Origin of the sequence: Achromobacter sp. MFA1 R4, from assembly GCF_900156745.1 — a bacterium.
Taxonomy (GTDB): Bacteria; Pseudomonadota; Gammaproteobacteria; order Burkholderiales; family Burkholderiaceae_B; genus Achromobacter.
The window spans coordinates 3,499,678-3,522,047 of record NZ_LT707065.1 but is presented as its reverse complement, the minus strand read 5'-3'; the positions used below and the strand labels follow the sequence as shown (position 1 = coordinate 3,522,047).

The window sequence follows — 22,370 nt, the reverse complement described above, 5'->3', positions numbered from 1 at the left end:
TCTTGCGGCGCCCCGGCGCGCGGCCGGGGCGCGCGCAGGCTATTTCTTCACCAGCGGGCAGGTGGAGTCGGCCAGGGGCTGGAAGGCTTCTGCCGCCGGGATGGTGGCCACGAGCTTGGAATAGTCCCAGCCGCCCTTGGAGTCCGCGGGCTTCTTGACTTCATACAGGTACATGTCGTGAATGACCCGGCCATCGGGACGGATCGACGCATTGCGCATGATCGGATCCTTGATGGGCAGGTCACGCATCTTGTCGGCCACCACTTTGCCATCGGTGCTGTTGGCGGCGGCCACGGCGCGCAGGTAATGCAGCACGCTGGAATACACGCCGGCCTGCGTCATGGTGGGCTTCAGGCCGCGGAACGCCTTTTCGAAGCGCGAAGACCATTCGCGCGACGCATCGTCGTAATCCCAGTAAAAGCCGTCCACATAAGACAGGCCCTGCGCGTTTTCCAGGCCGAGCGCACGCAGGTCGGACAGGAAGATCAGCAGCGACACGAGCCGCTGGCCGCCCGCCACGATGCCGAACTCGCGCGCCTGCTTGACGGCGTTCACGGTGTCCTGGCCGCCATTGGCCAGCGCCACCACCTGCGCCTTGGAACTTTGCGCCTGCAGCAGGTAGGACGCGAAGTCCGGCGCGTTCAGGGGATGGCGCACGTTGCCGGCCACGCTGCCGCCCAGCGCCTGCACGGCCTTGGCGGTGTCGGCTTCCAGCGAATGGCCGAAGGCGTAATCGACGGTGATGAAGAACCAGGACTTGCCGCCCGCCCGGACGGTGGCCTTGGCGCCGCCCGCCGACTGCGAGTACGTGTCGAACATCCAGTGAAAGCCGACCGGCGAGCATTCCTTGTTGGTCAACGCCGTGGTGGCGGGACCGGAGAACATCACGACCTTGTTCTTTTCGCGGGCGATGCCCTGCACGGCCAGCGCCACCGCGGAATTGGTCAGGTCGGCGATGGCGGTGACGCCGTCGCGGTCGAACCATTCGCGCGCCCGGGCGGCGCCGACGTCCGCCTTGTTCTGGTTGTCCGCGGACACCAGGTCGATCTTCATGCCCTTGCACTCCGCGGCCAGGCAGTCGTCGATGGCCAACTGCGCCGCCGCGACCGAGCCCGCTCCCCCCATCCCGGCATAGGTACCGGACATGTCCGTCAGAATGCCGATCTTCACTGGCGGCTTGTCCGCCGCGAGGGCTTGCCCAAGCAATCCGGCGCCCAGACACAAGCCTGCGGCGAGCCCGCGTGCGTGCAATTTCATGGATTTGTCTCCTGAGTATTTATGCGCTGAGTATTAGCGTTATGGCGCCGTCTTTGCGGCCTGCGGTCCCAGGGCTTAGCCCAAGGCCAGCCGATCCAGTGTAGATGTGTGAAAATCAACAAGCAACACCAGAAATGCACATTCCTTGTGCATCCATGCACATACCAACATCGCCTCTCGCGCGTTGCGTCGCCAGGGGCTGGAGCGCCGGATCTTGCTTGATTGGGACAGTCTGCGATATTTCCTGGAAGTGGCCCGCACCCAGCGTGTCAGCGCGGCGGCGCGCAAGCTCGGCGTCGAGCACACCACCGTGTCGCGCCGCATCCGCGCGCTCGAAACGGAACTGGACACCCTGCTGTTCGAAAAATCCCGCAGCGCGGGTTTCGTGCTGACGGACGACGGCCAGCGGCTGTTCGTCCACGCCGAACAGATGGAAAGCGTCGTGCACACCGCGCGCGAAAACCTGTCCGGGATCGGGCAGGCGCTATCGGGGCACCTGCGCATCGGCGCCACCGAAGGTTTCGGCAGCTACGTGCTGACGCCGCTTGCCGCGGACTTCCAGCGGCGCTATCCGCACATCACGCTGGACATCCTGCCCGTGCCGCGCTTTGTCAGCCTGTCCAAGCGCGAAGCGGACCTGGCCATCACCATCGAGCGCCCGCAGCGCGGGCCCTATGTGTGCAGCAAGCTGTGCGACTACACGCTGCGCCTGTACGGCACGCCGGGCTACCTGGCCAAGCACGCCCCCATCAACGAGCGCGCGGACCTCGCGGACCACACCTTCATCGGGTATGTGGACGAGCTGCTGTTCAGCGAACGCCTGCGCTACCTGGAGGACGTGCTGCCCGCCAGCAAGGTGGTATTGCGCAGCACGAGCGTGGTGGCCCAGTATCACGCGGCGCTGCAGGGACAGTCGCTCGCGATCCTGCCCTGCTTCATCGCGGCGCAGGATCCCAGGCTCAAACCCGTGCTGGAGGACGAGATCGCGATCACGCGCTCGTTCTGGATGTATTGCCACGAAGACCTGCGCAAACTCAAGCGCGTGACCGCGCTGTGGGAGTTCATCCGCAAATCGGTGTTGAAGAACGCCGACCTGCTGGCCGGCCGGCGCGGAACGATGAAGTATCTGCCCTGAAAGACGGCGCCCGGCGTTCTCCGCAAGGCGCCGCTTCGCTATGCGGCGTTCTTGGGCGCCTTGACGCGCAGGCGGCGCATCAGCAGGAAGGCGGTCAGCAGCGCGACCGCGCCGTGGATCGCCCACACGCCCAGTCCGAAGCTGAGCTTGCCGCTGGAGATCCAGGCGCGCGACAGGTTGATCAGGTTCATATAGAGCAACCCGACCAGGCCGGCGATGAGCAGGTCCCCCGAGCGGCCCAGCCGCGGATTCACCGCGCCAAGCGGAATGGCCAGCAATGCCAGGTTCAGCGCCGCCAGCGGCAGCGAGATCCGCCACATGACCTGCGACCAGCTGCTGTCGGTGTTGTCTTCGATGAGCTGCGGCGTGGAACGCGCCTTGGACGAGCGTTCCGCGGCGGCGCGAGCTTCGGCCACCGGGTCGCCGCCGGACTTGCTTTCGAGGCGAACGCCGTATTTTTCGAAATGCACCAGGCGCAACTCCGGGGTGCCCGGCTTCAGGTCGTAGCGGTGGCCTTCGCCCAGCACCAGGAAGCGGTCGCCATTGGGCAGGGTCTCGCTGTGCGCGCTGCTGGCGGTCAGCACGCTGAGCCATTCGGGGCCGATTTCGCGCGCGAACACGTTGCCGAGTTCGTCGCTGGGAGTGACGGGGTCTTCCGCGAAGAATACGCGGTTGCCGCCGGAGGATTCGGCGAACTGCCCGGCCGTGACCTTGGACAGGTCGGAGCGCTGTTCGAAGCGCTCGTGGTATTCGCCGATCTGGCGATAGGCCCAGGGCGAGGCCACCAGCGTCAGGCCCGCGACCGCGATCGCGACAGGAACGGCCACGCGCAGCACGGGCTTGAGCCAATCGGCCAGCGACAGGCCGCTGGCAAACCACACCACCATTTCCGATTCACGGTAATTGCGGGTGACGGTGGTGAGCACGGCGATGAAGATCGAGACCGCCAGGATGGTCGGCAGCGCGGTGATGGTCGAGAGCGCGGCCAGCACCACGACCACGTCGGCTCCGATGTTGCCTCCCGCGGCCTCGCCGAGCAGGCGCACGAGAAGCACGCTGAGCCACACGACGAGCAACGTGGAAAAGACAACGCCAGCGTGACTGGTGATCTCGCTGACGACAGAGCGTTTGAATAGAGACATGGGAGAATATGCGGGATAATCGACCGCATCATACACAGACGCACACGGGAAACCCTCATGGAATTTAGCACACAGACCACTGCTTCCCTGCACCAGGTCAAAACCGCCGCCCTCGCCGTCGGCGTGTACGCGGACGGCGTGTTGAGCCCCGCCGCCGACATCATCGACCGCGCGTCCAACGGCGCCGTGCGTTCGGTCGTCAAGACCGAATTCCGCGGCCGCTCCGGCTCCACACTGGTCCTGCGCAATCTGCCGGGCGTGGCCGCGCAGCGCGTGGTCCTGGTCGGTCTGGGCAAGCAGGAAGAATATTCGGCCCGCACGCATGCGTCGGCCGAACAGGCTTTCGCCGCCGCCTGCGTCGCGGCGCAGCTTGCCGAGGGCGTCTCCACCCTGGTCGCCAACCCCATCGCGGACGTCGAACTCATCGCGCGCGCGCGCAGCGCAGCCATTGCCGCGGGCAACGCCACCTACCACTACGACGCCAGCTTCGGCAAGCCCGACCGCGATGCGCGTCCCAAGCTCAAGAAGATCGTGCAGATCGTCGAACGCGCCGACGCGGCCCAGGTCCAGAAGGGCCTGCGCGAAGGCAGCGCCATCGCCAACGGCATGGACCTGACCCGCACGCTGGGCAACCTGCCGGGCAACATCTGCACCCCCACCTATCTGGGCGACACGGCCAAGCGCCTGGCGCGCGAATTCAAGTCGATCAAGGTCGAAGTGCTGGACCGCAAGCAGGTCGAGGCGCTGGGCATGGGCTCGTTCCTGTCGGTCGCGCGCGGCTCCGATGAAGCGCTGCGCTTCATCGTGCTGCGCCATGCCGGCGCCAAGGTTGTCAAGAAGGGCGCCAAGGCCGCGCAGGGTCCGATCGTGCTGGTCGGCAAGGGCATCACGTTCGATGCGGGCGGCATCTCGCTCAAGCCCGCGGCCACCATGGACGAAATGAAGTACGACATGTGCGGCGCCGCCAGCGTGCTCGGTTCGTTCCGCGCCCTGGCCGAACTGGAGCTGCCCCTGGACGTCGTCGGCCTGATACCCGCCTGCGAGAACCTGCCCAGCGGCAAGGCCAACAAGCCGGGCGACGTGGTCACCAGCATGGCGGGCCTGACCATCGAGATCCTGAACACCGACGCCGAAGGCCGCCTCGTGCTGTGCGACGCGCTGACCTACGCCGAACGCTTCAAGCCGTCGGCCGTGATCGACATCGCCACCCTGACCGGGGCCTGCGTCGTCGCGCTGGGCCACGTCAACACCGGGCTGTTCTCCAAGGACGACGCACTGGCGGACGCGCTGGCGGCGGCCGGCCGCCGTTCGCTGGACACCGCATGGCGCATGCCGATGGACGACGCCTACCAGGAACAGCTCAAGTCCAATTTCGCCGACCTCGCGAACATCGGCGGCCCCCCGGCCGGCGCCGTCACGGCGGCCTGCTTCCTGTCGCGCTTCGCCAAGGCCTACCCCTGGGCGCACCTGGACATCGCCGGGACCGCCTGGCGCGGCGGCAAGGACAAGGGCGCGACCGGACGCCCGGTGCCGCTGCTGATGCAGTACCTGCTGGACCAGGCTTGAAGCGCCAGACGCCGGAAGCCGCGTGATGCGCATCGATTTCGCCTTCGGCGCGCCCGACCGCCTGCGCATGGCCTGCCAGGTCGTGCGCAAGCGCGTCCTGGCGGGACAGCGGCTGGTGGTGTACTGTAAAGACGGCTCACGGCTGGCCGCGTTCGACCGGATGCTCTGGGCATTCGACGACACGGCCTTCGTGCCGCACGTGCTGGCCAACGACCCGCTGGCCAGCGAAACCCCGGTGGTGCTCACCGCGGGCGACCCGCGCGAGGCCGCGCAGGCGGCCGGCCAGCCCGACCAGCCGCAGCCCTGGCTGCTGAACCTGGACGACGACTGCCCGCCCGGCTTCGACGCCTTCGACCGCCTGCTCGAAATCGTCTCGGACGATCCCGACGACCGGCAGGCGGCCCGCCAGCGCTGGCGGATTTACCAGACGGCCGGACACGCGCCCCAGAGCCACGACCTGAGCCGCAAGACCCCGGGCGCCTGACCGCCCCGCCCATCGCGCGCCCCGGCGCCGCATCCACAAGCATTTCGGGAGTCCACATGCCCTCTCGCTCATCCGACCCCGGTATCCCCACCCTGACCCACCGGGCCGAGCCCTCCTTCCACGCCCCCGTCGTCGACGAGGCCGATGCGCCGCTGCTGACGGAGCTGGCCGACGAGGTCGGCCCCGTCTATGAGAACGACCCGTTTCCCGTGTTGACGGATGTGGCGGATGTTGCAGATGGGCCGGACCTGGGGCAGCCCGACGAACCGGCGCCACCCGTTCCCGGCCTGACCGCCGCGCCCCTGCCGCAACGCGCGCCCGCCCTGGAACCGGCCGCGGCGCCGCCCGCGCCGGCCCTGCCCGAGGCCACCGTGCTGGCCGCGCGGCTGCAGGCCGAGGTGGAACAGCTCATGCGGCAAGCCCTGGCCGACGCCGTCACGCAACTGCAGGACCGCATGGACGCGGAATTGCCTGCTATCGTGTCCCGTGTGCTCAACGATGTGAGGCGCGGTTGAACCGCCCGCCTGCCCGTCCGGCAGCCCCCGGGTTCATTCTTCCTGCAACTGGATTCTTCAGGGAACTGTAAGGTATCCTTCGCATCTAAGCCTTCTAGGCAATCACCATATTTGCCGTAAACAGGAGTTCTCCATGAACGAATATCGTCCGTCCCCTTTTAACCGTTCCGGCTCGGTCGCCGGCGCGCCGGGCGAGGTCGCTCGCAACCAGGTCCTGCGCAACACGTACTGGCTCCTGGCCCTGTCGCTGATCCCCACGGTGCTGGGCGCGGCGGTCGGCCTCTACACCGGCATCAACCAGGTCATGGGCGCCAGCCCCGGCCTGTCGGCCATCGTTTTCCTGGTCGGCGCCTTCGGCCTGATGTTCGCCATCGAAAAGAACAAGAACAGCTCGCTGGGCGTGGTCCTGCTGCTGGCCTTCACGTTCTTCATGGGCGTCATGCTGTCGCGACTGCTCGGCTTCGTGATGGGCATGAGCAACGGCTCGCAGCTCGTCATGACGGCGTTCGGCGGCACGGCGATCGTGTTCGGCACCATGGCCACCCTGGCCACGACCATCAAGCGCGATCTCTCCGGACTGCAGAAGTTCCTGTTCATCGGCGCCGTCGTGATCCTGGTGGCTGCGCTGGCCAACATCTTCCTGCAGCTGCCCGCCCTGATGCTGACCATCTCGGTGCTGGCCATCGTGATTTTCTCGGCGTTCATGCTGGTGGACCTGCAGCGCGTGGTCAACGGCGGCGAGACCAACTACGTCTCCGCCACCCTGGCCATCTACCTTGACGTCTACAACGTCTTCTCGAACCTGCTGATGCTGCTGGGCATCTTCGGCGGCAATCGCGAGTAACACGCCGCCGCCAGACCAGCACCCAAGGGGCCTGCATGTACATGTAGGCCCTTTTTCATTGGCCTTTCCCCTTGATTTCCCGTCAGACGGAGCCACGCCATGCCCGACCGCCGCCGCTTCCTCCAGTCCGCCGCCAGCGCCGCCCTCTTCGGAACCGCGTGGCCGGCATGGGCAGCCAGTTCCGGGCAGGCCATGCTCAAGCGCGCAATCCCCTCGTCGGGCGAAACCTTGCCGGTCGTCGGGCTGGGCACCGCGGACACCTTCAACGTGGCCCCCGACGACGCCGCGGCCATGGCGCCCCTGGCCCAGGTGCTTGAAACGCTGCTCAAGGCCGGCGGCACGCTGATCGACACCGCCCCAAGCTATGGCCAGGCCGAGGCCGTAACCGGGGCGCTGCTGGCCCGCGAGAGCGGCCTGCGCAAGCGGGTGTTCCTGGCCACCAAGATCAGCACGCGCGGGCACGAATCGGCCATGCGCCAGGTGCGCCAGTCGCAGCAGGCCCTGGGCAGCGACAAGCTGGACCTGATACAGGTCCACAACCTCATCGACACGCGCAATCAACTCGCCCTGCTGCGCGAGCTGAAGCAACAGGGGGTGACGCGTTACATCGGCATCACCCACTACACCGACCATGCCCACGACGACCTGACCGAACTGGTCGAACGGGAAAAGCCCGATTTCGTGCAGGTGAACCTGTCGATCGCCTCGCGCAGCGCCGAAAAGCGCCTGCTGCCCGCCTGCCAGGCGAACGGCGTCGCGGTGCTCATCAATCGGCCGTTCGAGGACGGGGCGCTGTTCCGGCAGGTCAAGGGCGTGGCGCTGCCCAAGCTGGCGGCCGAGATCGATTGCACGTCCTGGGCGCAGATCTTCCTGAAGTTCATCATCGGCCACCCCGCCGTCACGGCCGTCATCCCCGCCACCTCCAAGCCCGTGAACATGGCCGACAACGCGCGCGCCGGATTCGGCCGCCAGCCCGACGCGGCCCTGCGCGACCGCATCGCCGCGCTGCTCGCCTGACGCCATGGCGGTCATTCCCATGCCGTGGCGCGCGCGCGCCGCGCGGACCCTGGGCATCCACGAAGACGAACTCGCGCCCGCCGCCTGCGGCTTCGCGTTTTTCTTCTTCCTCTTCTGCGGCTACTTCATGCTGCGGCCGATCCGCGAGACCATGGGCATCCAGGCGGGCGTGAACCAGCTGCAATGGTTGTTCACCGCCACCTTTCTTGCCACGCTGGCCGTGGTGCCGTGCTTTGGCTGGATTTCCACCCGCGTGCCGCGGGCCACGCTGGTGACCTGGGTCTACGCCATCTTCGCGCTGACCATGGCGGGCTTTGCCGCCCTGCTGCACCTGCAGCCCGGCAGCGTCTGGGCGGCGCGCGCGTTCTACGTCTGGCTGTCGGTCTTCAATTTGTTTGTCGTCTCCATCGCCTGGAGCCTCATGGCCGACGTCTTCCGCATGGAGTCGGCCAAGCGGCTGTTCGCGTTGATCGCCGCCGGCGCCAGCGCGGGCGGCCTCTGCGGCCCGTTGCTGGGCGCCCTGCTGGCGGGCAGCCTGGGACCGCCAGGCCTGCTGCTGTTGTCGGCGCTGCTGCTGACCGCCACGCTGCCGCTCAAGCAGTGGCTGCTGGGCTGGCGCGCGGCCTCGCGGCCCGACACCGGCCTGCAGGATATGCGGCATCCCATCGAAGGCACGATCCTGGCGGGGCTGGCGCGCATCTTCCAGTCGCGCTATCTGCTGGGCATCTCGCTGCTGGTCGTGCTGCTGGCCACGTTGAACACCTTCCTCTACATGGAGCAGGCGCGGCTGGTGGCCGATGCGTTTCCCGACACGGCCCAGCGCATCCGCGTTTTCAGCGCGCTGGATTTCACGGTGCAGACGCTGGCGCTGCTGTCGCAGGTCTTCATCACCGGCCGGGTGGCCGCCCGCCTGGGCCTGCGCTTTCTGCTGACCGCGGTGCCGCTTGCCGTGGCGATCGCCTTCCTGGCGCTCGCCGCCTATCCGGTGTTCGGCGTGCTGGCGGGCGCCATGATCCTGCGCCGCGCGGGCGAATATGCGCTAATCCGTCCCGGACGGGAAATGCTGTTCACGGCGGTCACGCCCGAGGACAAGTACAAGACCAAGAATGTCATCGACACCGTGGTCTACCGCGGCGGCGATGCCGCCAGCGGCTGGGTCAAGACCGGCATCGACATGCTGGGCTATGGCGCCGCGCTGATTGCGCTATTGGGCGCCGCGGTGGCGCTGGGCGCGGCCGCCGTCGGCTACGGGCTGGGCAAGCGGGCCGACCGGCGCGACGGCGACATCAGCTAGTTTTTTTGCGCGACCATCTCAATGAAGCAAACATATTGACGCGAAGGCCGCCGCGCCATGGCGCGGCGCGCTCAGATGCGCTGCAGGTCGAGCAGCACCCGGCGCGTGGACAGGGGACGGCCGGCCAGGATCTCGGCCAGGCGCGCGCGCAGGTCGCTGCGCAGCGCGGGTTCGATCGCCGGATCATCGAAGTCCGGCGGCGGCTCGTCCACGCCGTAGCCGGTCTCGCGCAGCAGGGTCCATTCGAAGCGGCGCAGCGCGCCGGCCGCGCGCGTGCCGGCGGACAGTTGCTGCAAGGCCATGTCGTACGCGTCGAACAGCAGCGGATGCGCGTCCTCGCGCGGCAAGAGACGCAGCAGCAGTTCGTTCATGTACCAGGCCGACATCAGCGCGGCGCCGGCCAGCGGCCGGATGCCGGCGATCTCGGCGCGTGTCAGCGTCTTGACTTCGCCGTTGCCCGTCCAGGACAACAGCAGCGGCTGAAAAGCCGACAGGACGGGACGAAGCACGGAATAAGGGCGCTTGGCGCCCTTGGCGACCATGGCCACGCAGCCGTGATCGCGCGAGAAGGTTTGGACAATCAGTGAGGTTTCACGCCACGCCGTGGCATGGAGCATGAACCCCGGTCGATCCTGGACGCGTGGCGCCCTTCTACTCATATCCCAGGTCGCGCAGCGCACCCTCGCGGTCGGACCAGCCCTTGCGCACCTTGATGTAAACCTCCAGGTGCACCGGCTTGTCCAGCAGCTTGGCAATGTCCTGCCGCGCCTCCGTGGCAATCCGCTTCATGTGCATGCCGCCCGCGCCCAGGAGGATGGGCTTGTGGCTGTCGCGCTCGACGACGACGCAGGCATTGATGGTGGCGCCCTTGGCGGTCTCTTCCCACTGCTCGATGACGACCGTGCAGCCGTAAGGCAGTTCGTCGCCCACCAGGCGGAAGATCTTCTCGCGCACCAGTTCGGCGGCGATGAAGCGCATGGGCCGGTCCGTCAGCGTGTCTTCTTCGAACATCGGCTCGCCTTCCGGCAGACGCGATGCGATCTCGTCGAGCAGTTGGTCCAGTTGCTGGTTCTTGGTGGCGCTGACCGGCACCACGGCGCCGAACGGATGCAGCGCCATGATCTTGGAGACGAACGCAAACAGGTCGTCGCGGTTCTTCAGCGCGTCGATCTTGGAAACCACCAGGATGGTGCGCTCGGGGCTGGGCAACAGCGGCAGCAGCTTGGCGTCGCCCTCGGACCATTTGCCGGCCTCGACGACGTGCACAACCACGTCCACGTCGGCCAGCGCCTGCGTCACGACGCGGTTCATCATGCGGTTCATCGCGCCGCCGTGGCGCGTCTGGAAACCCGGGGTGTCGACGAACACGAACTGCTCGTGCTCGCGGGTCAGCACACCGTGGATACGATGGCGCGTGGTCTGCGCCTTGCGCGACACGATGGAGATCTTGGAACCGATCAGGGCGTTCGTGAGCGTGGACTTGCCCACATTGGGGCGGCCGACGATGGCAACGAAGCCGGTACGAAAAGGGGTATCGCTCATTTAGTCTCTTGAGCCACTGCCACAGGCAGCGACAATTGCGCGGTTTTGCGCGCCTTGCCCGACTTGCGGGCAGCCTTGGTGGCCGGGCTGATGGCCAGCGCGGCCTCCAGCGCCAGCTTGGCCGCCGATTGCTCGGCGGCGCGGCGGCTGGCGCCGGGCGCCATCACCTTGATATCGAGCGCCGGAATGGCGCATTCGACTTCGAACTGCTGGCTGTGGGCCGCGCCATGCGTGGCCACCACCGTGTACAGCGGCAGGGCCAGCTTGCGGCCCTGCAGAAATTCCTGCAGCAGGGTCTTGGCGTCCTTGCCCAGGGTCTTGGGATCCACGGACGCCAGCACGGGCTGGTACTGCCGCACGATGACGCGGCGCGCCGCGTCGAAGCCCGCATCCAGGAAGACCGCGCCGAAGATGGCTTCGACGGTGTCAGCCAGGATGGACGGCCGGCGGAATCCGCCGCTCTTGAGCTCGCCCTCGCCCAGGCGCAGATACTGCGACAGTTCCAGCCGCTGGGCGATATCCGCCAGCGACGCCTGCTTGACCAGATTGGCCCGCAGGCGCGACAGATCGCCTTCGTCGATCTTGGCGTAGCGTTCAAACAGCATCGCCGCCACGACGAAGTTCAGCACGGAATCCCCAAGGAATTCCAACCGCTCGTTATGGCGCGCGCCATGGCTGCGATGCGTGAGCGCCTGTTCAAGCAGGGCCTGATCACCGAAGTGGTAATCCAGGCGGTTTTCCAGCGTGGCTAGCGACATAATCAGTTGAATCGGCCGATGCGGCTGAGATCGCTGAAGTTCATCCAGATGAAGAAAGCGCGGCCGACGATATTGGCTTCCGGAACGAAGCCCCAGTACCGGCTGTCTGCGCTGTTGTCCCGATTATCGCCCATGGCGAAATAATTCCCTTCGGGTACCTTGCAGCGTACCCCATTGCGGCTGTATTGGCAGTTTTGGCGGTTGGGAAATTGCCACATGGGTGAATAATCTTGCTGTTTGTTCTCATCCAGCAGGATCTTGTGCTCAACGTCGCCCAATTTCTCTTTATATTGCGCGATATACGAAACCCGGTCCGGTTCGAAGTAATCGCCGTCGCGGACATGCGGCACCAATTGGCCGTTCACGTAGAGCTTTTTGTCCAGGTAGGCGATTTCGTCGCCCGGCAGGCCGACGACGCGCTTGATGTAGTCCACGTCCGGATCAACAGGATAGCGGAACACGAAGACATCGCCGCGCTGCGGCGTGCCCACGGGAATGACCTTCTTGTCGATCACCGGCAGACGCAGGCCATAGCTGAATTTGTTCACGAGGATCAGGTCGCCCGATTGCAGCGTGGGCAGCATCGATCCTGACGGAATGCGGAAGGGCTCGACCACAAACGAGCGCAGCATGAACACGAACAGGATGACGGGAAAGAAGCTGACGGCGTATTCGATCCACCAGGGCACGCGACGCGCGGCATCGCCGGCTTCGCGCCGCAGGCGCTCGGCTTCCTGGGCGTCACCGACCAGGGCCGCGTCGTACTGCGCCATTGCCGCTTGAGCGCGGCGCTCGCGCCCCTTGCGCAGCACCGCCAGATCGAGCACCCAGATTACGCCGGTAAGGACCAGCAGGATAAAAAGGATCAGGGCAAAGTTCCAACTCATCAGCTACTCGCCTTTTTGGGTTCTATTTGTCTTCCACTTGCAGGATGGCGAGGAACGCCTCCTGCGGAATTTCCACGCTGCCCACCTGCTTCATGCGCTTCTTGCCCGCCTTCTGCTTTTCCAGCAGCTTCTTCTTGCGCGAGATGTCGCCGCCATAGCACTTGGCCAGCACGTTCTTGCGCAGCGCCTTCACGTTTTCGCGCGCGATGATCTCCGCACCGATGGCCGCCTGGATGACGACATCGAACATCTGGCGCGGTATCAGGCCGCGCATGCGGGTGACGACGTCACGCGCGCGATGGCGCGCATTGCTGCGGTGGACGATCACGGCCAGCGCATCGACGCGGTCGTTGTTGATGAGCAGGTCCACCCGCACCACGTCCGCGGAACGGTACTCCAGGAACTCGTAGTCCATGGAGGCATAGCCGCGCGACACCGACTTCAGCTTGTCGAAGAAGTCCAGCACGATCTCGGCCAGCGGGATCTCGTACACCAGATGGACCTGGCGGCCGTGGTAGCTCATGTTGACCTGCACGCCGCGCTTGTTGTTGCACAGCGTCATGACCGGACCCACGTAGTCCTGCGGCATGAACAGCGTGACCTTCACGATGGGCTCGCGGATGTCCTGGATCTTGCCGATCTCGGGCATGCGGGACGGGCTTTCCACGGTGATCACCGTGCCATCGCGCTGCTCCACCTCGTACACCACCGACGGCGCGGTGGTGATGATGTCCATGTCGAACTCGCGCTCCAGGCGCTCCTGCACGATTTCCATGTGCAAGAGACCCAGGAAGCCGCAGCGGAAACCGAAGCCCAGCGCCTGCGAGACTTCGGGCTCGAACATCAGCGCAGCGTCGTTCAGCTTCAGCTTTTCGAGCGAATCGCGCAGTTGGTCGTATTCGGAGCTTTCGACGGGATACAGGCCCGCGAACACCTGCGGCTTGACTTCCTTGAAGCCGGGCAGCGGGCTCGCGGCGGGCTTGTTGGCCAGCGTGACGGTGTCGCCGACCTTGGCGTCTTCAAGCTGCTTGATGCCGGCGATGATGAAACCGACCTCGCCCGCGGACAGATGCGGGCGCTGCTGCGACTTCGGCGTGAACACGCCGGTCTGCTCGCACAGGTGGGTGGCGCCGGACGCCATCAGCAGGATCTTGTCCTTGGGCTTGAGCACGCCATTGACGATGCGCACCAGCATCACCACGCCCACGTAGTTGTCGAACCACGAGTCGATGATCAGGGCCTGCAGCGGCGCGTCCGGATCGCCCTTGGGCGGCGGGACCTGCGCCACGATGGTCTCGAGGATCTCGTCGATGCCCATGCCAGTCTTGGCGCTGGCCAGCACGGCATTCGAGGCGTCGATGCCGATCACGTCCTCGACTTCCTGGCGGGCGCCTTCGGGATCGGCCTGCGGCAGGTCCATCTTGTTCAGCACAGGCACCACTTCCACGCCCAACTCGATGGCGGTATAGCAGTTGGCCACCGTCTGCGCTTCCACGCCCTGGGAAGCGTCCACCACCAGCAGCGCGCCTTCGCAGGCGGACAGGGAACGGCTGACCTCATACGAGAAGTCCACGTGCCCCGGGGTGTCGATCAGGTTCAGGTTGTAGACCTTGCCGTCCTGTGCCTTGTAATGCAGGGCTGCCGTCTGGGCCTTGATGGTGATGCCGCGCTCGCGCTCGATTTCCATGGAATCGAGGACCTGCGCCGACATTTCGCGATCCGCCAGTCCGCCGCAGCGCTGGATCAGGCGATCGGCCAGGGTCGACTTGCCGTGATCGATGTGGGCAATGATGGAAAAGTTGCGGATATGCTGCATGCTTGAATTTATAAGGGACGGAACAGACGGCATACTGCCGGGAGACACCGCCGCCGGAGTATGCACGGCCGACGTGTGAGGCGCTGACGGGCTTTGCCCGGACAAAACTGAGGGGGCGTCAGGCGCCCCCTCTTGCGGCAACCAGCCATTTTAGCCGGTCTTGAGCCATTTTTTTTGCCCAAGGCGCGCCCCGGGACAAAAAGCGCCCTGGGGTGCGGGCGTCCGGCGGGCTCCGGCCGGATCGCCTGCCCGGCTGCGGCGCCGCAGGGACGCCGGCCGGTCCGGGCCGCCATCACTTGGCGGCCGGCACCGCCACCCACTGCGTCTGGTCGCCGCGGCGCACCAGTAGGCCAGTCGCGCGCCCCTTGTCCAGCTTGGCGACCAACTCGCCGAACTGCTTGGCGCCGGTGACGTCGGTGTCGTTCAGGGCCAACACAATGTCGCCGTCCTGCAGGCCCGCCTTTGCGGCCGCGCCCTCGGCCACCTTCACCTGGACGCCACCCTTGATGCGCAGCTTCTTCTGGACGTCGGCGGGCACGTCGACCACGCTCAGCCCCAGCGCATTGGTGACCTCGGGTTCCGGGGCCGCCTTCTTGCCGGCGGCAGCCGTCTTCTCGGAGGGGATCTCACCCACCTTGACCGACAGCGTCAGGCTCTTGCCCTTGCGCCACACTTCCATGTCGGCGCGCGTACCCGGCTTGGTCTCGCCCACGATGCGCGGCAGATCGGACCAACGCTTGATCGGTTCCTTGTTGAACTTCAGGATCACGTCGCCCGGTTGCACGCCCGCCTGCTCGGCAGGCCCTTCGGCTTCGACGCTGCTGACCAGTGCGCCTTCGGCCTTGGGCAGGCCGATGGCCTCGGCCACGTCCTTGCCGACTTCGCCGATCTGCACCCCGACCCGGCCGCGCGTCACCTTGCCCGTCGTGCGCAGCTGGTCCACCACGCGCATGGCTTCGTCGATCGGGATCGCCAGCGAAATGCCCATGAAGCCGCCGCTGCGCGAGATGATCTGGGAATTGATGCCCACGACCTCGCCGTCCAGGTTGATCAGCGGACCACCCGAATTGCCGGGATTGACCGCGACGTCCGTCTGGATGAACGGCAGGTACTCGCCGGTATCGCGGCCGATGGCGCTGACAATGCCGGAGGTGACCGTGGAATCCAGGCCAAACGGCGAGCCGATCGCCAGCACCCACTGGCCCTTCTTCAATTTCTTCGGATCGCCGACCACCAGGGGCGTCATGTCCTTGGCTTCGATCTTGATGAGCGCCACGTCGGTGCGCTCGTCGGTGCCGATGACCTTGGCCTTGAACTCGCGCCCGTCGGTCAGCGTCACGTAGATGTCCGTCGCGTCGACCACCACGTGGTTGTTCGTCAGGATGAAGCCGTCGGCCGTGATGAAGAAGCCCGAACCGACGCCTCGCGGCACGGTGCGCTCTTCGGGCGGCGTCGGCTGGGGACGCTGGCGCGGATTGGGCGAAGGCTGGCCCGGCGGCTGGAATTCGGGGCCGAAGAACCAGCGGAACAGCTCGTAGGGGTCGGTGCCGCCGGGGCCGCCGCCGCCACGCACGGGCACGGTCGCCGTGGTGCGGATGTTGACGACGGCCGGGTCGGCCTTTTCAACGATGGTCGTGAAGTCGGGCAGCCCGACGGCGGCAGGCGAGGTCTGCGCCGCCGTCACGGGCACGTAGGCGGTGGACAACACTGCCCCCGCCGCGACAGCCGCCAGAAAGCGCCGGAAAAAAGCGTTCGAGACCGTCATTGCTTTCATATGTCACTCCGAAATTGCTGCTTGCGGACAGGCGGGAACTACTTGGCCCCGCCCTCCGCCGGTGCGGCTGCCGCGGGTGCGGGAGGCACGTACTCAGTGGCTTGCGCGAGCTGCTCCAGCGTGGCCGCGGGCACTTCGCCCACTGCGGTCAGCCAGAAGTCCGCGATGCGCGTGCCATAGACGTTGATCGCGCCGCGCTGGGCCGCGCCGTGCGGCGGCTGGTGGTCGCGCTGGCTGTCATAGGGCTCGATGAACACGGAGATCGCCGCCAGGCCGTCGGATAGCACCATCTGGCTGACCGGCAAACCGCGTTTCATGGCGCGCGAGACCTGCATGATGGGCTTGAAACCCTTGGGGGCCGGGATGCGCCACCCCTGGGCTGCGAGGTCCACGTTCTTCATGGCGGCCTCGAGGACCTTCCAGCCGCGGGTGTTCCAGTGCGAGGACAACGCTTGCGGATCCACGTCCGAACCCAGCCGCAGCGACGAGAACGACACCTGCTCGACCACGCCGCGCGCGGCGTTCAGGGTCTGGGCCTTGAGCAGCAGGTTGGTCTCGACGTCCGCGCACAGACGATAGCCATAGCGCAGCTTGTCCAGCGGCTCGATGGTGATGAGCCGGCATTCGCGGCCCGCGACGCGGTGCAGCGCGGATTCGGCGCGGATCTTGTAGTGTTCGGACAGATGAGCCGGATCGCCCAGCAGCAGGCCCGGGAAACGATCGCCTCGGCGACGCTCGAGCAGCACGGTCTTGCGCTCGGGGATCAGGCACTGCACGTCCTCGTTGTGACGCAGGTATTCGCGCGGCTGGCCGTCGAGGATCTCCAGGCGTTCGCGCTCGCCGGTGCCATCGACCACGTGAACCAGCCGCGAAGACTGGATCATGTCGCCCTGCTGATACATGAAGACGCCTGCGTAGTCCTGCTTGCGAGCGGCCTGTTGAATGCGCGTGAGCAACTGCACGATGTCTTCGGCCTGGCCGGCCGCAGGCGCGTCGGCGGCGGACGCGGGACCATGCGCGGCCAGAAAGGCGGTCAGGAGCGTGGCGGCGAACCAGCCGGCGCGGTGAGCCTGCCACGAGGCAGCACGTCCCAACACCGGCCAGCGTGACGGAAGCACAAGCGCCATCAACGTCCCGCTCCGACATCGAACGACACCTGCCGCACCGCGCTGGGGCCGGCCATCTGGCGATGGGCCTCCAGGTAGTCGCGCAGGCTCGAATCGTCGGACGCCGAGGCCGAGGCCGACAGGCTGGCATCGGCCAGCACACGGACTTCAGTGGCCGGCGTGCCGGTCACATACGGCTGCGCCACCCAGGCGACCGTGGCCACGGCCGCAGCCACAGCCAGGCCGGAAAGGCCCATGCGCAAAGGCGAGCGGCGCCGGGGCGCCGCTACGATAGGCAATTCCGCGTCCAGCGCCCGTGCCAGACGGGCCTGGAAGGCCGCGCTCGGCGTCAGCGCCAGATCGGCATTGCGCAGGGAATCACCAATCAGATGATAGGTGTCCCAGGTCTGACGTCCCTCTTTGGACAACAGACTGGGAAAGATATCGTCGGAATCCTCTCCGTCCATCCAGGCGGAGACCGATTCCTCCCAGGAGGACTCGGCGATCTCAACGGATTTGGCTGCTGTTTGCATGACTGCCACTCCTTACCAGCGACGCTCGACATCGGTGTCGAGCAGTGGACGCAACTTGGTGGCGATGGCTTCGCGCGCACGAAAAATGCGGGAGCGCACCGTACCGATCGGGCAATCCATGCTCTGGGCGATGTCTTCGTAACTCATACCTTCGATTTCACGCAGGACAATTGCGGTGCGCAATTCTTCAGGCAATTCCTCAATGGCCGCGTTCACCGTCTCGGCGATTTCGCGGCTGGCAACCATGGATTCCGGCGTGCTTATATCCGTTAGGTTGTCGGTTTCGTTAAAAGTTTCACCGTCTTCCGTTTCAATCGCGTTGGGCGCGCTGGGCCGTCGCCCCTGCGAGGCGAGCCAATTCCGGGCCGTATTGATGGCGATCCGGTACAGCCAGGTGTAGAAGGCGCTTTCGCCCCGGAACTGGGGCAAGGCGCGATAGGCCTTGATGAAGGCCTCTTGCGCCACGTCCTCGATCTCGGCCGGATCGCGAATCATGCGGGCCAGCAGGCGCAGGATCTTGCGCTGGTACTTGAGCACCAGCAGGTCGAACGCCTTCTTGTCGCCGCGCTGGACGCGCTCGACGAGCTGGGCGTCGACTTCACGCTCGCTCATGAGGCCTCCTGCGTGCGGAGCGCCGGTCGTGACTGCCGCGCGGCGCCCGCGAGCAGGCGCAGACGGCGCCAGGATTCCGGTCGCAGCGTCTGCCGCCAAACGGTAAGGGTGATTTTGCTAGTGGTAAAGGCCGTACTCCCGGTGGGCAAGGGCTGCAAGGTAAGCGTCAGCCACGCTGGACCCCGTTGCTGGTCGATCAGCAGCGCATCCTGCCAGCCTTGCGGCCGGCGCAGCTGCCAACGGCCAGTCCCGGTCGCGGTACGTAGCGCCGTTACCGGGGACGGGGTCCTCCGGGCCGAGTGTAACAGCCCGGCCAGGAGGAGCGAAAACGCAAGCAGCGCGCCCGCCTCCCAGCCATGGCCCTGCCAGGACGCCGCAGTCAGCACGCTGGCGGCCGCGGCGGCCAGCGCCAGCCCGAAGAGCGCGGCGACGCCCCTGGGCTGCGAGACAGGTACGCGGAACGACCAACGCCCCCCGACCGAGCCTTCCAAATCAGACCCGGCGAACGGCCATCGAGCCGTTGGTGCCGCCAAAACCGAACGAATTGGACAAGCCCACGTCGATCTTCATCTGCCGCGCTTCGTTCGCGCAGTAATCCAGGTCGCATTCCGGATCCTGATTGAAGATGTTGATCGTCGGAGGCGAGACCTGGTTGTAGACGGCCAGGGTCGTGAACACGGCTTCGATGCCGCCGGCCGCGCCCAACAGGTGGCCGGTCATCGACTTGGTCGAGTTGACCACCAGGTTCTTGGCGTGGTCGCCGAACGCCAGCTTCAGCGCGTCGGTTTCGTTCTTGTCGCCCAGGGGCGTCGACGTGCCGTGCGCGTTGACGTACTGGACGTCTTCGGGATTCAGGCCGCCATTGCGCAGCGCGTTGATGACGCCGCGGCGCGGACCGTCCTTGTCCGGGGCGGTGATGTGGTGGGCATCGGAACTCATGCCGTAGCCAGCCAATTCACCGTAGATGCGAGCGCCGCGCTTCTTGGCGTGCTCGTATTCTTCCAGCACCAGGACGCCTGCGCCCTCGCCCAGCACGAAGCCGTCGCGGTCGCGGTCCCAGGGACGCGACGCGGTCTGAGGATCATCGTTGCGGGTCGACAGCGCGCGCATCGCGGCAAAGCCGCCAATGCCCAGCGGCGACACGGTCGATTCGGCGCCGCCCGCCACCATGACATCGGCATCGCCATATTCGATCAGACGCGCGGCATCGCCAATGCAGTGCAGGCCGGTCGTGCACGCCGACACCACGGCGTAGCTGGGGCCCTTCATGCCATAGGCGATCGACAGATGGCCGGAAATCAGGTTGATCAGCGAACCCGGGACGAAGAACGGCGAAATCCGCCGCGGTCCCTTGGCCATGTATTCGACCTGGGTTTCTTCGATGCGCGGCAGGCCGCCGATGCCGGAACCCACGATCACGCCGATGCGCTCGGCATTCTCTTCGGTGACTTCCAGGCCGCAATCGCGCCATGCCTGCATTCCGGCAGCCAGGCCGTAATGGATGAACGTATCCATCTGGCGGGCTTCCTTGGCCGAAATATAGGTACTGATGTCGAAGTCTTTGACTTCGCCAGCAATGTGGGTGGTGATGGCCGAGGGATCGAAACGGGTGATGCGGCTGATGCCAGAACGTCCGTTGACGATATTGTCCCAAGCGGTGGTCAGATCGTTTCCTACGGGAGAAACGATACCCAGGCCGGTGATGACGACACGTCGCTTCACGGATGACTCCTCAAACAGACAAAAGAAAGGCGGTTTTCGGGATGCGCTGCGCGTGTGGACCACGGAAAAGCAAGTCGGGCACTACAACGCCCTTCCCGCCGGTGGACCACACGGCACTCCAGAAACCGCCCTGATTCCGGGTTGGCCGAGGTCATCTCGGGCAACCAGGACGATATAGGCTGAGCTTACTGCTTACCGTGCGAATTGATGTAGTCAATCGCTTGTTGCACGGTCGTGATCTTTTCGGCCTCTTCGTCGGGGATCTCGGTCTCGAATTCGTCTTCGAGAGCCATGACCAGTTCGACCATGTCGAGCGAATCGGCACCGAGGTCGTCAAGGAAGGAGGACTCGTTCTTGATCTCGGCTTCGTTGACGCCAAGTTGTTCAGCGACGATCTTCTTGACGCGCTGTTCGATGCTTTCCATGCAGATCTCCAATTGGGAAAAATCCCGCGAATTATAGCCAAGCGCGGAGTGATGCAACGCCTGACCGTGACAAAAATAACACCGCGCATGTGTTCTGTCGCCGAGAGCGGCGCAGGAAGACCCATGTACGGCGTTTCCGGAGAATCGCGCGGCGCCTGGCCGGTTGCCCCGCCGCGACGCGCGATTCGTGACTTATTGCATGTACATCCCGCCGTTGACGTGCAGGGTGGTGCCGGTAATGTAACCCGCCTGCGGCCCGGACAAAAAGGCCACGGCATGAGCAATATCAGACGGCGAACCCAGACGGCCCAGCGGAATCTGCTGCAGCAGCGCCGCAGTCTGGTTTTCGCCCAGCGCGCGCGTCATGTCGGTGTCGATGAAGCCCGGGGCCACGCAGTTCACGGTGATGTTGCGGCTGCCGAGCTCACGCGCCAGCGCGCGCGACATGCCCGCCACGCCGGCCTTGGCGGCCGCGTAATTGGCCTGGCCGGCATTGCCGCTGGAACCCACCACCGAGGTGACATTGATGATGCGTCCCCAACGGGCTTTCATCATGCTGCGCAACACCGCGCGCGACAGGCGGAAGACCGAGGCCAGATTGGTGTCGATGACTGCGGACCAGTCGTCGTCCTTCATGCGCATCGCCAGCGTATCACGGGTGATCCCGGCGTTATTGACGAGGATGTGGGGACCGCCGCCTTCCTTGCCCAGCGCGTCGATCAACGCATCGCAGGCCGCGGCGTCGGTCACGTCGAGCACCACGCCCCGGCCGCCGAACGGCGCCAGCGCTTCCGTGATGCCGGCGGCGCCCGATTCGGACGTGGCGGTGCCGACGACCGTTGCGCCGCGCGCCGCCAATTCAAGGGCGATGGCCCGGCCAATGCCGCGGGTGGCGCCGGTCACCAGCGCGATCTTGCCCTGCAATTCGGTCGAGGTATTGTCCATGTGTTCAGTTTCCGTTGACGGCGGCCAATGCCGCTTCCAGCGAAGCGGGATCGGTGATGGCCAGGCCGGTGAGTTCCGGGTCGATGCGCTTGGTCAGGCCGGCGAGCACCTTGCCCGGACCGCATTCGATGACGTGCGTGACGCCTTGCGCCTTCATGGCGCGCAGGGTTTCGACCCAGCGGACAGGATGCCATGCCTGGCGCACCAGCGCATCCCGGATTGCCCCGGGTTCGGTGGGCGACGCGACGTCGACGTTGTTGATGACCTGCACCTGCGGCGCATTCACCGTCACACCGGCGAGCGCGGCCGCCAGAACGTCCGCGGCCGGCTTGAGCAGGCTGGAGTGGAACGGCGCGGAAACCGGCAGCAGCAAGGCGCGCTTGGCGCCTGCGGCCTTGGCCAATTCGCAGGCGCGTTCGACGGCAGCCTTGGTCCCGGCAATGACGACCTGGGCCGGGGCATTGAAGTTCACGGCCTCGACCACGTCGTCCTGCGCGGCCTGGGCGCACGCAGCGCGCACGGCATCGTCGTCCAGCCCCAGGATCGCGGCCATGGCGCCCGTGCCGACCGGCACGGCGGCCTGCATGGCGTCGGCGCGCACACGAACCAGGCGCACGGCATCTTCCAGCGACAACGAGCCCGCGGCGGTCAGCGCGGCGTATTCGCCCAGGCTGTGGCCCGCCACGACGTCAGGCTTGCGGCCACCCGCCGCGCACCAGGCGTTGTAGAACGCAACGCCGGCGGTCAGCATGGCCGGTTGGGTGTTGGTGGTCAGGTTGAGCTGATCCGCGGGACCCTGCGCGATCAGCGCGCCCAGGTCCTGTCCCAGGGCCTGCGAGGCCCGCGACACGGTGTCGGTGACCGCCGCCACGCCGGACCAGGCGTCCAGCATGCCGACAGCCTGCGAACCTTGGCCAGGAAAGACAAAAGCGATTTTCATGATTGAGCGTGTGGATTGATTCAGTGTCTGTGTGAGATGCAGGCTGGAATGCCAGG

At 66.0% G+C, this 22,370-nt stretch carries 22 protein-coding genes; 7 read left to right on the top strand and 15 right to left on the bottom strand.

What is annotated here, in order from left to right; all coding sequences use genetic code 11:
- Positions 1-39: 39 nt before the first annotated feature.
- Entirely contained in the window at positions 40-1,257 is a 1,218-nt protein-coding gene (locus BXA00_RS16040) for an ABC transporter substrate-binding protein (protein ID WP_076519402.1), read from the bottom strand.
- Between the two features lie 214 nt (positions 1,258-1,471).
- Between BXA00_RS16040 and BXA00_RS16035 the strand changes: the two genes are divergently transcribed.
- Positions 1,472-2,392, top strand: coding sequence for a LysR family transcriptional regulator (locus BXA00_RS16035; RefSeq protein WP_076519401.1), 921 nt, complete (start codon positions 1,472-1,474; stop codon positions 2,390-2,392).
- Positions 2,393-2,430: 38 nt separating this feature from the next.
- Here the strand turns inward: BXA00_RS16035 and lptF are convergent, their stop codons facing one another.
- Positions 2,431-3,534: an LPS export ABC transporter permease LptF gene (gene lptF, locus BXA00_RS16030; RefSeq protein WP_076519400.1), complete on the bottom strand. Its 1,104-nt coding sequence runs from the start codon at positions 3,532-3,534 to the stop codon at positions 2,431-2,433.
- A 57-nt stretch (positions 3,535-3,591) separates the two neighbouring features.
- Between lptF and BXA00_RS16025 the strand changes: the two genes are divergently transcribed.
- The 6 genes from BXA00_RS16025 to BXA00_RS16000 all read left to right on the top strand — a co-directional run bounded on the left by BXA00_RS16025 (position 3,592) and on the right by BXA00_RS16000 (position 9,254).
- Positions 3,592-5,100, top strand: coding sequence for a leucyl aminopeptidase (locus BXA00_RS16025; protein WP_076519399.1), 1,509 nt, complete (start codon positions 3,592-3,594; stop codon positions 5,098-5,100).
- 25 nt (positions 5,101-5,125) lie between these two features.
- Positions 5,126-5,584 carry a DNA polymerase III subunit chi gene (locus BXA00_RS16020; RefSeq protein WP_369825572.1) on the top strand — a complete coding sequence of 153 codons (459 nt, stop codon included), beginning with the start codon at positions 5,126-5,128 and terminating at the stop codon, positions 5,582-5,584.
- A gap of 56 nt (positions 5,585-5,640) precedes the next feature.
- Entirely contained in the window at positions 5,641-6,099 is a 459-nt protein-coding gene (locus tag BXA00_RS16015; protein WP_083714268.1) for a hypothetical protein, read from the top strand.
- A gap of 133 nt (positions 6,100-6,232) precedes the next feature.
- The gene (locus BXA00_RS16010) at positions 6,233-6,943 is read left to right on the top strand and encodes a Bax inhibitor-1/YccA family protein (protein ID WP_076519397.1); all 711 of its coding nucleotides are present in this window, start codon (positions 6,233-6,235) and stop codon (positions 6,941-6,943) included.
- 99 nt (positions 6,944-7,042) lie between these two features.
- Positions 7,043-7,960: an aldo/keto reductase gene (locus BXA00_RS16005; protein ID WP_076519396.1), complete on the top strand. Its 918-nt coding sequence runs from the start codon at positions 7,043-7,045 to the stop codon at positions 7,958-7,960.
- A 4-nt stretch (positions 7,961-7,964) separates the two neighbouring features.
- Entirely contained in the window at positions 7,965-9,254 is a 1,290-nt protein-coding gene (locus tag BXA00_RS16000) for an NTP/NDP exchange transporter (protein WP_076519395.1), read from the top strand.
- Between the two features lie 71 nt (positions 9,255-9,325).
- Here the strand turns inward: BXA00_RS16000 and recO are convergent, their stop codons facing one another.
- The 13 genes from recO to fabD all read right to left on the bottom strand — a co-directional run bounded on the left by recO (position 9,326) and on the right by fabD (position 22,314).
- Positions 9,326-9,913, bottom strand: a complete 588-nt coding sequence (gene recO / locus BXA00_RS15995) for a DNA repair protein RecO (protein WP_076519394.1) — start codon at positions 9,911-9,913, stop codon at positions 9,326-9,328.
- The gene (era, locus tag BXA00_RS15990; protein WP_076519393.1) at positions 9,906-10,796 is read right to left on the bottom strand and encodes a GTPase Era; all 891 of its coding nucleotides are present in this window, start codon (positions 10,794-10,796) and stop codon (positions 9,906-9,908) included. The genes recO and era overlap by 8 nt, the downstream gene beginning before the upstream one ends.
- Entirely contained in the window at positions 10,793-11,554 is a 762-nt protein-coding gene (gene rnc / locus BXA00_RS15985) for a ribonuclease III (protein ID WP_076519392.1), read from the bottom strand. Before rnc ends, era begins: the two co-directional genes overlap by 4 nt.
- A gap of 2 nt (positions 11,555-11,556) precedes the next feature.
- A complete protein-coding gene (gene lepB / locus BXA00_RS15980; RefSeq protein ID WP_076519391.1) occupies positions 11,557-12,441 on the bottom strand; it encodes a signal peptidase I in 885 nt (294 codons plus the stop codon).
- Between the two features lie 22 nt (positions 12,442-12,463).
- Positions 12,464-14,257: a translation elongation factor 4 gene (gene lepA / locus BXA00_RS15975; protein ID WP_076519390.1), complete on the bottom strand. Its 1,794-nt coding sequence runs from the start codon at positions 14,255-14,257 to the stop codon at positions 12,464-12,466.
- Positions 14,258-14,549: 292 nt separating this feature from the next.
- Positions 14,550-16,031 (bottom strand): DegQ family serine endoprotease, encoded by a 1,482-nt coding sequence (locus tag BXA00_RS15970; RefSeq protein WP_076519389.1) that lies wholly within the window; start codon positions 16,029-16,031, stop codon positions 14,550-14,552.
- Positions 16,032-16,069: 38 nt separating this feature from the next.
- The gene (locus tag BXA00_RS15965; protein WP_076519388.1) at positions 16,070-17,158 is read right to left on the bottom strand and encodes a MucB/RseB C-terminal domain-containing protein; all 1,089 of its coding nucleotides are present in this window, start codon (positions 17,156-17,158) and stop codon (positions 16,070-16,072) included.
- The gene (locus BXA00_RS15960; RefSeq protein ID WP_076519387.1) at positions 17,158-17,670 is read right to left on the bottom strand and encodes a sigma-E factor negative regulatory protein; all 513 of its coding nucleotides are present in this window, start codon (positions 17,668-17,670) and stop codon (positions 17,158-17,160) included. Before BXA00_RS15960 ends, BXA00_RS15965 begins: the two co-directional genes overlap by 1 nt.
- A 12-nt stretch (positions 17,671-17,682) precedes the next feature.
- Positions 17,683-18,282, bottom strand: coding sequence for an RNA polymerase sigma factor RpoE (gene rpoE, locus BXA00_RS15955; RefSeq protein WP_076519386.1), 600 nt, complete (start codon positions 18,280-18,282; stop codon positions 17,683-17,685).
- 492 nt (positions 18,283-18,774) lie between these two features.
- A complete protein-coding gene (gene fabF / locus BXA00_RS15945) occupies positions 18,775-20,004 on the bottom strand; it encodes a beta-ketoacyl-ACP synthase II (protein ID WP_076519384.1) in 1,230 nt (409 codons plus the stop codon).
- A gap of 185 nt (positions 20,005-20,189) precedes the next feature.
- Positions 20,190-20,429, bottom strand: a complete 240-nt coding sequence (acpP, locus tag BXA00_RS15940; protein WP_003813816.1) for an acyl carrier protein — start codon at positions 20,427-20,429, stop codon at positions 20,190-20,192.
- 192 nt (positions 20,430-20,621) lie between these two features.
- Complete coding sequence (gene fabG, locus BXA00_RS15935; protein WP_076519383.1) at positions 20,622-21,374, bottom strand: 3-oxoacyl-ACP reductase FabG; 753 nt, start codon at positions 21,372-21,374, stop codon at positions 20,622-20,624.
- 4 nt (positions 21,375-21,378) lie between these two features.
- A complete protein-coding gene (fabD, locus tag BXA00_RS15930) occupies positions 21,379-22,314 on the bottom strand; it encodes an ACP S-malonyltransferase (protein ID WP_076519382.1) in 936 nt (311 codons plus the stop codon).
- Between the last annotated feature and the right edge of the window lie 56 nt (positions 22,315-22,370).